The sequence below is a fragment of the Arthrobacter sp. genome (assembly GCF_030540645.1).
Lineage (GTDB): Bacteria > Actinomycetota > Actinomycetes > Actinomycetales > Micrococcaceae > Specibacter.
In genome coordinates, this window is sequence record NZ_JAUNVV010000103.1 from 1 (window position 1) to 11,311 (window position 11,311).

The window sequence follows — 11,311 nt, forward strand, 5'->3', positions numbered from 1 at the left end:
CGATCAGCTGATCTCAGCCAGAATGCTGCGCAGGATCTCTTCCCCTGCCATGATGCCGCGCACCGAGGTGAGGCGCAGGTGGGAGGCGAGGTATCCGGCGTCGTGCAGTTCCCCGTGAAGGGGCCGGAAGGCGAGGTGGGCACCTGCGAGCATGTCCTGATCCAGGAGTGAGTCGCCGGCCGCAATGACTGTTTCTGCGCCGGTGCGGAGGGAAACTTCGGCGAGGGCGCCGCACTTGTTGATGGGCAGCGGGACGCAGTAGAGCTTCCTACCCTGCACCGAGACGCTCCAGCCTGCGTCTGCACAGACTTGTTTCAGCTCGGTCAGGAAGGAATCCGGCATGGCGTCCCTGTCGATGATGGCGTAGGCGAACAAGTCCTCGGCCCGGCGCAGGCGCAGGATCCACGGGGCGAAATCAGGGTTGGCCAGGTGCGCTTCAATGGCTTCCAATGGCGCACACGCCGCGGCCAGCTGTGCGGAGAGCTGCTCGTTCCACGCAGTGTCCGGCACGCCATGGTGCAGGAGCACGCCACCGTTGGAGGTGATGGCGTATTCGGGCACCGGGCCGGGGAGTTGCACCCGCTCATATTGGGCTTGGGTCCGTGTGGTGACAGGTACGAACGTTGCGGCGTCCTTGACCGCCAGTAGGTGTTCCTGGGCTGTGCGGGTCATGAAGGAGAGGGGGGCGCCGTCGTACACTTCAGCGACCACCATGGCCGGGGCATCCTTGTCCGCTCCAGTGAGCCAGAGGGCGTTCTTGGAGTAGATGAGGGTGCGGTCAAGGTCGCAGGCGACGAGGGTGGGGCTCATGCGTTGTGCACCGCCTTGCCGTCGGCACCCACGGCGCTCTTGTCGAATTGTGGGTGGATGAGACCCACACAGCTGTACGGCAGATCTACAACTTCCTCCACGGGCACCCCACGTTGTTCGGCCAGCAGCAGCACATGCGCCACATCGGCCCGGGCCGCGGGGTTGACGAGCACCCGCCACGGCACGCGCCGCAGCAACACGCGGGTGGTCTCGCCCACGCCGGGCTTCACCAGGTTCACGTTGTTGATGCCGTACTCTGTGCTGATCCGTTCGACGGCCTTCCACCCCGTCCACGTGGGCGTGGGGGCGGTGGCACGATGCTCGGCAAGCTGCTGGGCAACATCCGCGCGGACATTGCCATAATGGGCGGAAATGGCGTTCAGGAAGTCGTTGGAGACGTCGCTGGGCGCCAACTCCGCGTAAAACTTGGCGCCGTGAAAATCATGCTGGTCAATGTGGTCGGTGTTGAAGACCGTCCGGGAGACCAGGCCGGAGACGGTGGAGTTCAAGCAGGCCGAGGGGATCAGATAGTCCTCGCGGGTGCCGAACATGGACACGCAATGGCCGGGGTCCGCCAGCACGGCAAGGTCCGCCGGGAAACGCACCCCGTCACTCGCCGCAAACTTGTCCAGCGCGCTGCTCAGCTCGCCCGCAATGGCTCCCTTGCCCGTCCAACCGTCGACAAACAGCACGCGCGCCGGATCAAAATGAGCGCCAAGGTGGCGCAGCGCCGTCTGGTCAAGGCCCACGCCGCGGACGATGCTCATGGTGAAATGGGGCAGGTCAAGGCCGTGGACCTGCCGGGCCCAGCGTCGCATTAAGATGCCGATGGGCGTGCCTGCACGCGCCAGCGACACCAGCACGGGCTGGTTTCCGCGGGCTGATAGGGCCAGCTCCGTCACCACGCCCACGGCCGTCGCGATCCGCACGGCGGAGCGCCCCACGGCCTCCGTGTACAGGGCTTGATATTCCGTGCTGGGCGAATACTCCACCGGCAATGATTCGGCATAGTTTGCGGCCCCCGACTGGATGGCGCGTTCGCGCTCCGCGGTGGGGGCCTCCAAGGCAATGTGGCTCAGGTCCTTCAGCAGCCAGCTCACCTCATCGGGTGCGTAGGAACCAAACGCCGGACCCTTCAAGGGTGTGGGAAGCGGGAACTGGCTCATGGTGCGTCCTTTGATGAATTGCCGTCAGTGGCAGGTGGGAGATCGGCAGGCAGCAGCACCACCACGACGTCGTCGGCTGCCTTGGTCATCGCCACGGCCAGCGGGTCAAGCCCCGCCGCGGGGTTGCCTGCGAGGACATCGCGGCGGCCGGTGCCGGGTTCTGGGAAGAGCACTATGGTGCCCGGGCGCCCGTGCGTTCCGCTGAGGTTGTAGGCAAAACGGCTGCCCGGGCCGTCGAGGGTGGCATCGTGGCTGGCGAAAGACAGCGCCCCGGCAATGGCGTAGTCTGCCCTGTCGATGGGCACTATCGGGGAACGGGTTGTGGAGGAAAAACGCACTTGTTCACCCGGCAGCAACCCGGCCAGCACATTGGCCACAGCCACAGGCAGGTACATGTTCTCCTCACAGCCCAGCACCGCAAAGGGACCCCGGCACTCCTGGGCTGCCAGCAGTGCCGCCACCTGCCCGGCGACCGCTGCAACGTCTTCTTCCGGTGGTGGCGCCATGTTGCCATAGCGGTCGCTGCGTATGGGCGCGATGTCCGCATCCGTCAATTCGAGCATGGCCAGGCGTCCGCGCGCACCGGCTGGCGCAGCCTCGCCGGCAGGCACCGGCGGCAGCTCCGCGATCAGTGCTGCGGCACGTTCAATGATGTCGTTCCCCAAGCTGATCTCACCGGTTCCCAGCGCCGTCACCACAATGCTGCACCCCAACTCGGCGGCCAGGTCAGCAAAGCGTGCACGGTCGGCGGTACTGCGCAGATCGATCAGGGCAGCCACCACATAGTCGGAATGCGGGACAAGGGCATGCAGCTCGCGGATGGTGTTGATGACGGTTGAACCGGTGCTGAACTCGTCGTCGACCAAAACCACCGGTCCGTCACCGTCCAACCAGTGCGGATCAGTGGGCACCATGGCGTGTGAGGTGGCGTGCGAATGCCCCTCCTCAAAGCCGGCCACGGACTCAATGCCGGGGGTGGCTTGCCGGGTGGAGTGGATGTAATAGGCGCCCAGGGCATTGGCGACAAGCCGCCCCAGCCCCGTGGCCGTCTCGGCATAGCCAAGCACGACGGCGTCCGGGACCCGGGTGTGCAACCCAGCCGCCGCGTCGCCAAGGGCTGTGATGGCGTTATGGCGGTCCGTTCCGCTGGTGCGCAGGGCCGTGGTGAGCGCCGCGGTCGCCACGGCCAGCGATCGGCTGGTTTCGGCGTCGTGCGTTGGCAAGCACAGTTCGCTGGCAATAAATGCTCCTAGCAGCGTGCCGGCAGCCATGACCAGTGCGGGTTCAGTGGGCACATGCTTGGCGAGCACAGTCGAGACGAGCAGATGGGCACGTTTCGGGTTGCGGCGCAGTGCCAGACCCACCAAATCCTCCACGGCGAAGGCGCTGTCCGGGGCGGTGCGGATGCGGACGTCCAGCTGGCGGGCCACAAAGTCGCCAGTCCAGTTCGAGTTCGCGGTCAGGCGGGGCTCGAAAACGCTCATCCCATGCTCGCTTCGAGGTGGTCGACGAAGGTGACACCGGCGGCGGAAACTCCGTAGGCGTCGGCCCGGAGCAGAGTGCGCCGAGCCCATGCCTGGTGCGGTTTCATCTCATTCATTTTGTTCCCGTACGGGGACGCAGCGGCGCCACCGTTCGTGTTTCCAGCGATCGCCACGGCGTCAAGGTATTCCTCATGGCTGACAACGCTCATGGCATGGACCAGGGCGATGTGGCTGGGGTGGATGACAGTCTTGCCCAGCAAGCCGTTGGCCAGGTCCAGCTCTATTTCACGGATCAAGGTGTCAAGGTTCGCCGTCATGATGCGCTGGCGCAGCTCCTGCTCATGGGGCCCCACAAAGGGGGTGACGCGCAGTTGCGGACGCAGCACGCGCTCTGTGTTGGAATAGTGTTCCCAGACGGGGCCGGAGATGACGAAACCGCCGTCGGGCCGGCCCAGCACGTTGACGATGTCCCCGATGACCCCTGCCACCACATTGACGTCGTAAATGGTCAGGTCGCGGGAACGTCGCAGCCCAAAGGCACTGGACATGTCGGTGGCGCCGATCCGCACCGACAAAATGTCCTCCCGATGGGCTGCCAGCAGGGCATAGATGTTTGTCAACGCTGCTGCACGCGTTTGGATATGGATGATGGGCGATGATTCCAGAATTGGCATCACACGCAGCCGATGCGAAGGTGCGCCGTCGGCTGAGGGGGTGCCGTCAAGCCCCAGCTCCTGCTGCACCACGTGGAGTGCAGACAAGAACGCCGCACCAGTGCCGTTTTCATTGTCAAACTTGGGCAGCACAAAACCCGTGAGCAGGGCCGTCGCGGCACCCGCACGCCGGGCCACCCGGAGCATCTGCTCGGGGGTGCGGACCCGGACAAACAGCAGCGGCAGGTCGTGTTGGTGCCGTGCGAGTGAGGCCAGTGCGGCAACCACGTTTCCTTCAGCCTCTGGAACGTCGGCGTCGGGGATGGAATCCTCCAGGCAGAGCACCATGGAGACGCAGCCAAGATCGCGCTGGCGCAGCACATCCTTGACAAGATCACTACGGTTCGCCGGGGTATAGAGCGTGCCGCCCAGGGCCACGGCCAGCAGCTCCGGGGTGCTTTCGGCAGTCAGTTCCAGGGGCAGCCGATGGAAAAGCTGCCCGGCTGCGGAGTCGGTCAGGGAACGAAAATGTCGCATTGGCCCTTTCGAGCTGTTGATGAATAGCGGAACGTGGCCCGCCGGCAAACGACGCTAGCGCCCGTAGGAGGAGACAGGCGCCCTGTGCGTCATGGAAAAGTCGAACTCCTGCCAGATTTTTATATCCGGCCAATCGTGGGGAACGGGCTCGGCCCGCAGTTCTAGAACATTGCCAATCCTGTGCGCCAGCAGCACCATCTGCGTTCCGTCGGCGGCAGGCGGTAGCGCCACAGTGTCGCCTGAGAACAACTGCACCCCCATGGGGGAACTGCTGCGGTTGATGAAAATGGCGCGGCGTAATTCGCGTACATGGCGCAACGAGACGAGGGCTTCGCGGCCGTTGTACCCGACCAATTCCCGGTTCCCGGAAGTCTCGACGGGGGTGCCGGCCTTGTGGCCGTCGACCGTTTTCCCGCCAGTTACCCCGCGCACACTCTCCCAGGCTATGGCCGTGCTTCCACTGACCACCATGGTACCGACGGAGGACTGAAGCGCCGACAACCGCAGCACCCTGTCAACCAAATTCAGTTCGTATACGTCCGCGATTCCCGGGGCGGGGAACAATAGCTTGACTTCATGGTCCTCCAGCGCGGCCTTCTGCCGCCGGGCGGCCAGCCTTTGCGCCCGTGCACTCGTGGACGACGGCGTGGTGCCGCGTCCCAGCACCAGGCCGGCCGAGCGTGACGTGTTGGCCGGGGGAAATTGAGCGGCTTGGGCTGGGGGTGCGGAGGCACGGGCAAGCACTGGGGCGGCGGCTTGTACCGATGCGGCAGCCACCGGCTGGGTGCGTCCGGGCTTGATGCGGCGACGCAAAAAAACCAGGTCGGTGCGTGGATTTGAGGGAGCAGTCATGTCAGGGTCCTACAGGCTAATTCCGTAGTCCTTGGCGACGCCGGCCAAGCCCGTGCTGTAGCCCTGGCCCAAGGCACGGAACTTCCAGTCGGTTCTGTGCCTGTACAGCTCACCAAAGATCATGGCCGTGACGGACTCAAGCTTGAGAACTGACACGTTGAAACGCACCAGCTCCCTGTTTTCATCCGTCGCCACCCGAATGTGGGCGCTTCGAACAGAGGCAAAGCTGCCGTGGCCGCGGAGTTCCGGATCCACATAAGCCAGGAAAATGATCTTCGAAACGTCCTCGGGGACCAGCTTCAACTGGACATCGATCTGCTCCTGGTCGCCGTCACCAATGAAAGTGACGGAGGAGTCAGCGCTGACCAACTGGTTGAAGAACACAAGGTGGTCATTGGAAACAGCCTTTCCGTCGCCGTCGCACATGACAACAAACGGAACCAGCTCCGCCTGTGGGCCATTGCTGGGGATGGTGTCCCAGCCCATGCCAACCACCACGTGGTCAAGGCCGGGATTCTCTACCGTGAGGGCCGCATTGGCCCCCGCCACTAGTGCTGCCAAGGTTGGCCCTCCAGACGCAATGGGTCTCTTTCAGAAACAGGTTGTTGAAGTTGCAAGGCGGCGTCCTGTGCGGAGAATTTGTCCGCCAGGAAACGCCCATGCGTGGAGAGCTCCTCGACGGCACCAATGCGAATCTGGTTCAACAGGTCCGCAAGGGTTAGTTCCAGGGTGGCCAGCTGCTCGGCAAACAAAAATGTGGCAGCGGACTCCTCGCCATGGTGTGCTGGCGGCAACCCGAGGTAGGCCTGCAGGGGCGTGGGCACGTAGCTGCAGATCATGGCGTTGAGCAGCACCCTTTGCTCCGTGGAGCAGCCGCGGATGCTGATGTCGGCGACGGTGTCACGCATGAGGTCGCCCAAATGGCGCAACTGGGACGTTAGCAGGGGCGGGAGCTTGCTTCCTGACCTGCGCACGGCAGCACGCAAATTGTCCACGGAGGCACCCATCTGGGCGATTTCCTCCGCCACCGGATCAACACTTGGGAGCGCAGGGGGTTGATGAGCGGGTGCTCCACCAAACCTGCCACCCATGAAACGGCCAATCATTGCCCTACCTTGTCCTGTCGTCAGCTTCCTCGTAAGTACGTCTCAGACTACTCGCGTTCAGACTGGCGTGAACGTTCCAGATACGGCTTGGCCTTGGCGAGTCCGGCTTCCAGGGCGTGTACGGTGCCTTCCATGTTCTTGGCGGCCGAAGCCCTGAAGGTGTCGATGGCGTCCATGGTCTCAAAGACGTTGTCGAAGGCTTTCTGCAGGGTTTCCACACTCACGCCGGAGCTGGCGGCCTGCTGGTGGATGCGGACGGTCTGATCCTTGAGCATCTCAGAGGTCTTCAAGATCATGTTGTTAGTGGTGGTATTGATGGCATCGATCTGGTCCAAAACCATCTTCTGGTTGGCCAATGCCTGGGCCACGATAACTGCCGTGCGCAGGGCCGAAATGGTGGTGGTCCGGGCCCTGTCGACACCCTTGATCAGTTCAACGTTGTTCTTGCGGATCAAGTCCATGGCCAGGTAGCCCTGCACCGACACTGCCAACTGGGTCAGGATGTCCTGATGGCGCTGGCGGATGGGGAAAAGCACGTCCGCCTCGAGCTTCTGGGCCTGCTCAATCTGGCCGGAGGCGCGGGTGGCGTCGATCTTTTCAACACAGGCAGCATCCAGAGCCTTGGCGAATACGGCGTATTCACTCAGGCTTTGCATGGTTTCCCACATCTTGACCTTTTCCCCAGCAAGGGAGGCGTTGTCCTTGAGGAGTTCGTCCTGGCCGGCCATGAGGGACTTGATGATGGCGTCGAGCTGAACCTGGGCCGACTCGTACCTTTGGAAGTACTTGGCCAGTTTGTTGCCGCCGGGAATGAAGCCGAGGATCTTGCGCCCAACGCCTAAATCGGCGTTGTTGGGTGTGAGGTCTTCAACGGTGCTGCGCAGGTCGTTCAACGTGCCGGCCACCTGTGCTTGGGCGCTGTTACCGCTCTTCTTGGCACCCGACACCGACGTGGAGGAACGCTCCAACATGCGGCTGGAGGCGTCCGAGGAGGAGGTCATTTCAGTTCCAGCAAGCTTGGAGATCCCATCAACCTTTGTGGTGAATTCGGGGCTGCGGGCGTCGAAAGTGGCGATCTCGGCAATGAATTCCCTGGCCTGGACGTTGATCTGGGCCTGGCGCTCCGCCGGTACTGGAACCATGCCGGGAGCTTCGTCCGCCGCAACAATTTCCGGTGCGTCGGGAGCCTTGAGGACAAGGGCTGTTTCGGCTTCTGTGGGAGGTGTCAAAGGTGAAGTCATTGTGAGATCCAATTTTCGAATAGCAGGAAACGGGAAACGTAGCCGTGGGCGGGTCGGGCCCCACATCCGCCAGGAAGGAGCGGGTGGGTGGGCCCACACCTCCGGGGGCCCCAATTCTAGACGCGCCAGCGGCTGGAACTGGGGAGGAGGTGGGGACTAGCCCAGGGGAACACCAAAGTCTGTGGCAATGCCAGCCAAGCCCGAGGCGTAGCCCTGACCCACTGCCTTGAACTTCCACTCTGCACCGTTGCGGTAGATTTCGGCAAACAGCATGGAAGTTTCCGGTGCTGCGTCCTCGCTCAGGTCGAACCGCACCACTTCTGCATCGCTGCTTTGGTTGACCACGCGGCAGTACGCTCCGCGAACCTGGCCAAAGTTCTGACCGCGCACATCGGCCTGGTCGATGGAGACCACGATGACGACGCGTTCGACGTCGGCCGCCACCTTGGTCAGGTCGATCAGGATTTGTTCGTCGTCGCCTTCACCTTCACCGGAGCGGTTGTCACCAAGGTGGGTGACCGAACCGTCTTTGGTTGCAGGCTGGTTGTAAAAAATGAAGTCCTCGCCGGACCGGACCTTGCCGTTGGCAGCGACAAGCAGTGCCGAGGCATCAAGGTCAAATGCGTCGCCGGTGGTGGTGCGGGGATCCCAGCCCAAGCCAACCAGCGCCTTCTGCAGGCCCGGGTCGGTCTTGGTCAAAGAGAGGTTGTTGCCTTTTGCAAGTGTCAATCCAGCCATGAAATCTTGTCCTTACCTAGTGAAACGGTCAGCGGGGTGAATGCTCGATCAGTGCCGGTACGCAGTGGAATCCGCGCACCGGCACCTCAGGGAGGCCAGTCGGGGAGTTTAGTCCAGAACAATGCCGTAGTCGGTGGCGATGCCGTGCAAGCCACTTGCATAGCCCTGGCCAACCGCGCGGAATTTCCATTCGGCACCGTTGCGGTAAATCTCGGCGAACACCATGGTTGTCTCTGACGCGGCATCTTCGGAGAGGTCGTAACGGACAATCTCCTGGTCGTTTTGCTGGTTCACCACACGGCAGTAGGCGTCCCGGACTTGGCCAAAGTTCTGGCGGCGGGCTTCGGCCTGATCAATCGAGACAACGATGACAACCCGTTCGATGTCGGGTGAGACCGTGGCGAGATTGATCAGGACCTGCTCGTCGTCACCATCGCCTTCACCCGTGCGGTTATCGCCCTGGTGAACGACTGATCCGTCCTTGGACTCCAGCTGGTTGTAAAAGATGAAATCGTCATTGTTGCGGACCTTGCCGCTGCTGGTGACAAGGATGGCTGATGCATCCAAGTCGAACTGGTCACCACTGGTGGTGCGCGGGTCCCAGCCCAAGCCGACCATGGCCATTTGCAGGCCGGGATCGGCCTTGGTCAGGGAAAGGTTGCTGCCCTTGGAAAGTGTCAAAGATGCCATTGAAAGATAACTCCTCTAATTCTTCGAAGCGTCGTTAAATTCAGCTCATACGAACAAATGCTTGTGGCGAAACCCTACAGTGCGTTGGCTGCCGGTTGGATCAAGTCCATCACAGTGCGGCCGTTGGCGCGGTCACCGATTGCCGTGAACTTCCAGCCGTTTCCATCACGGGACACCTTCGACATGATCATGGCGGTGTGTGTTCCCGCTTCAGTCAACTGGAAACGGGCCACTTCGGGGGATCCGGCCGTTGAATCGTCAAGCAGACGGCAGAACGCGTTCTCAATGGTGTCGAAAGTCTGGCGGCTGTAGCTGCTGATGACGAAGACGATCTGTGAGACTGCGGGGGACACCTTGGCCAGGTCCACCAAGATCGTCTCATCGTCGCCTTCACCTTCACCGGTGAGGTTGTCACCGGTGTGCTGCGTGGAGCCGTCCTTGCTTTGGAGCTGGTTGAAGAACACCGTATCGACAGCTTTGCCTGCTCCGTCGAAGAAGATGGCCGAGGCATCCAAGTCAACTTCCGCTGCCTTTTTTACACCGCCAAAGAAGCCGCGCTTTACTGGGGCTGCGGAGTCCCAGCCCAAGCCCATGCGCACCCGGGTGAGGGCGGCGCCGTCGTTCTTCTTCAGTGAAAGGGCCTGGCCCTTTTGCAAACTAAGTCCCATATCAGTGGTTCTCCCTTGAATTGGATAACAAAATATTTAGTGGCTGTGGGTTATTGGTTAATTAATGCGAAAGTTGGTCAACTTTTGACTCTTCCACTGCCGATAATCGTTTATTGCGAACGATCGATGACAGGAAGGCTGCGCCGATGAAGAACACGCCGATCAGGCCTGTCACCACCTCGTTGACTTCCAAGCTGATGGTCAGCAGCAGAATGACGGCCAAGGCACCAATGGCCCAGTGTGCGCCGTGGTCAAGGTATTCGTAGTCGTCCAGAGTGCCTTCGCGGACAAGGAACACGGTGAGCGAGCGGACGAACAGTGCACCGATGAGGCCCAGGCCCAGGGCGATGATGATGGGGTCCGAGGTGATGGCGAAGGCGCCGATGACGCCATCGAACGAGAATGATGCGTCAATGACCTCGAGGTAGATGAACAGCATGAACGCTGCCCGGCCCACCGCTTTGCCCACGCCCTTGTTGTTCTTCTTGGCAATTTTTGCCGCCTGGACGTCAGTGTCCTGCGCATCGGTGTCGCCGTCTCCATCAACGTCGAACATCTCGCCCAGCCCATTGACGAGCATGTAGGTGACCATGCCGAGAATACCGGCAATCAGGACGTCAACTTCCTTGCCCGGACGGACCATAGCGGCTGCTGCGAGCAAAATGATGAGCGAGACGGCCATGGAAGCCCCATGTAGGCGGCCAATGAAGGCCATGGGCTTTTCCAGAAAGCTGAGCCAGTGCAGTTCACGTTCTTCAAACATGAAGTCAAGGAAGAGCATCAGCAGGAAGACGCCGCCGAAGGCAGCAATCTGTGGGTGTGCATCGTGGAGCAGGTAGGCGTAGCTGCCGGGCGTGTGGATGTCACCCTTTTCGAGGGCCAGCTGGATCGCCTCGACCGGGTTGAGGTTGGCGGTGACACCAACAATCAACAAAGGGAAGGCGACGCGCATGCCCACCACGGCGATCAAGATGCCCACAGTAAGGAAGATCTTCTGCCAGAAGGCGCTCATTTTTTCCAGGATGCGGGCGTTGACCACGGCATTGTCGAAGCTGAGGCTGACCTCCAACACACCAAGAATTGCGCAGAGGATCAGCGCCTGAACGCCGCCGTAGAAGTACGCGACCACAAGGGCCGCGGCGGTGATCCCGAAGGACCAACCAAAAGTTTTAAAGAACACGCGCTGACAAACTCCTCGAAAGTTCCCTGCGGTGTGTGGGCAGGGTTTGCAGTTGTTGCAGGTGGAACCTCACGCGATCCGACGACCCACGCAGTGAACCTGCAAATTCAATTGTCTCCAATCACGCTACACATTCCTAACGGCTGGACCGAACGAAGGGTTCCAACTTGTCACGCAATGTGGTGA

12 protein-coding genes are annotated in these 11,311 nt (G+C 61.6%); all 12 read right to left on the reverse strand.

The features are described 5' to 3' along the window. Positions 1-3: 3 nt before the first annotated feature. The 12 genes from Q4P21_RS14675 to Q4P21_RS14730 all read right to left on the reverse strand — a co-directional run bounded on the left by Q4P21_RS14675 (position 4) and on the right by Q4P21_RS14730 (position 11,125). Positions 4-810, reverse strand: coding sequence for an HAD family hydrolase (locus Q4P21_RS14675; RefSeq protein ID WP_303389480.1), 807 nt, complete (start codon positions 808-810; stop codon positions 4-6). Next, a complete protein-coding gene (locus Q4P21_RS14680) occupies positions 807-1,976 on the reverse strand; it encodes a cysteine protease StiP family protein (RefSeq protein ID WP_303389481.1) in 1,170 nt (389 codons plus the stop codon). Before Q4P21_RS14680 ends, Q4P21_RS14675 begins: the two co-directional genes overlap by 4 nt. After that, positions 1,973-3,460: a phosphoribosyltransferase domain-containing protein gene (locus Q4P21_RS14685; protein WP_303389482.1), complete on the reverse strand. Its 1,488-nt coding sequence runs from the start codon at positions 3,458-3,460 to the stop codon at positions 1,973-1,975. Before Q4P21_RS14685 ends, Q4P21_RS14680 begins: the two co-directional genes overlap by 4 nt. Then, positions 3,457-4,650: an HpcH/HpaI aldolase/citrate lyase family protein gene (locus Q4P21_RS14690; protein ID WP_303389483.1), complete on the reverse strand. Its 1,194-nt coding sequence runs from the start codon at positions 4,648-4,650 to the stop codon at positions 3,457-3,459. Before Q4P21_RS14690 ends, Q4P21_RS14685 begins: the two co-directional genes overlap by 4 nt. Before the next feature lie 54 nt (positions 4,651-4,704). After that, complete coding sequence (locus Q4P21_RS14695; RefSeq protein ID WP_303389484.1) at positions 4,705-5,502, reverse strand: hypothetical protein; 798 nt, start codon at positions 5,500-5,502, stop codon at positions 4,705-4,707. A gap of 9 nt (positions 5,503-5,511) precedes the next feature. Then, positions 5,512-6,063, reverse strand: a complete 552-nt coding sequence (locus Q4P21_RS14700) for a TerD family protein (protein ID WP_303389485.1) — start codon at positions 6,061-6,063, stop codon at positions 5,512-5,514. Then, positions 6,051-6,530, reverse strand: a complete 480-nt coding sequence (locus Q4P21_RS14705; RefSeq protein WP_303389486.1) for a hypothetical protein — start codon at positions 6,528-6,530, stop codon at positions 6,051-6,053. Before Q4P21_RS14705 ends, Q4P21_RS14700 begins: the two co-directional genes overlap by 13 nt. 125 nt (positions 6,531-6,655) lie before the next feature. Continuing rightward, complete coding sequence (locus Q4P21_RS14710; protein WP_303389487.1) at positions 6,656-7,849, reverse strand: toxic anion resistance protein; 1,194 nt, start codon at positions 7,847-7,849, stop codon at positions 6,656-6,658. 156 nt (positions 7,850-8,005) lie between these two features. Beyond that, positions 8,006-8,587, reverse strand: a complete 582-nt coding sequence (locus Q4P21_RS14715; RefSeq protein WP_303389488.1) for a TerD family protein — start codon at positions 8,585-8,587, stop codon at positions 8,006-8,008. A gap of 108 nt (positions 8,588-8,695) precedes the next feature. After that, positions 8,696-9,277 (reverse strand): TerD family protein, encoded by a 582-nt coding sequence (locus tag Q4P21_RS14720; RefSeq protein WP_303389489.1) that lies wholly within the window; start codon positions 9,275-9,277, stop codon positions 8,696-8,698. A 74-nt stretch (positions 9,278-9,351) separates the two neighbouring features. After that, entirely contained in the window at positions 9,352-9,945 is a 594-nt protein-coding gene (locus Q4P21_RS14725) for a TerD family protein (RefSeq protein WP_207343700.1), read from the reverse strand. 61 nt (positions 9,946-10,006) lie between these two features. After that, complete coding sequence (locus Q4P21_RS14730; RefSeq protein WP_303389490.1) at positions 10,007-11,125, reverse strand: DUF475 domain-containing protein; 1,119 nt, start codon at positions 11,123-11,125, stop codon at positions 10,007-10,009. Between the last annotated feature and the right edge of the window lie 186 nt (positions 11,126-11,311).

What these genes read in the sequence shown, in the direction of transcription:
- Q4P21_RS14675 (WP_303389480.1), bottom strand. Translation starts at nt 810, where the DNA reads ATGAGCCCCACCCTCGTCGCCTGCGACCTTGACCGCACCCTCATCTAC.
- Q4P21_RS14680 (WP_303389481.1), bottom strand. Translation starts at nt 1,976, where the DNA reads ATGAGCCAGTTCCCGCTTCCCACACCCTTGAAGGGTCCGGCGTTTGGT.
- Q4P21_RS14685 (WP_303389482.1), bottom strand. Translation starts at nt 3,460, where the DNA reads ATGAGCGTTTTCGAGCCCCGCCTGACCGCGAACTCGAACTGGACTGGC.
- Q4P21_RS14690 (WP_303389483.1), bottom strand. Translation starts at nt 4,650, where the DNA reads ATGCGACATTTTCGTTCCCTGACCGACTCCGCAGCCGGGCAGCTTTTC.
- Q4P21_RS14695 (WP_303389484.1), bottom strand. Translation starts at nt 5,502, where the DNA reads ATGACTGCTCCCTCAAATCCACGCACCGACCTGGTTTTTTTGCGTCGC.
- Q4P21_RS14710 (WP_303389487.1), bottom strand. Translation starts at nt 7,849, where the DNA reads ATGACTTCACCTTTGACACCTCCCACAGAAGCCGAAACAGCCCTTGTC.
- Q4P21_RS14715 (WP_303389488.1), bottom strand. Translation starts at nt 8,587, where the DNA reads ATGGCTGGATTGACACTTGCAAAAGGCAACAACCTCTCTTTGACCAAG.
- Q4P21_RS14720 (WP_303389489.1), bottom strand. Translation starts at nt 9,277, where the DNA reads ATGGCATCTTTGACACTTTCCAAGGGCAGCAACCTTTCCCTGACCAAG.
- Q4P21_RS14725 (WP_207343700.1), bottom strand. Translation starts at nt 9,945, where the DNA reads ATGGGACTTAGTTTGCAAAAGGGCCAGGCCCTTTCACTGAAGAAGAAC.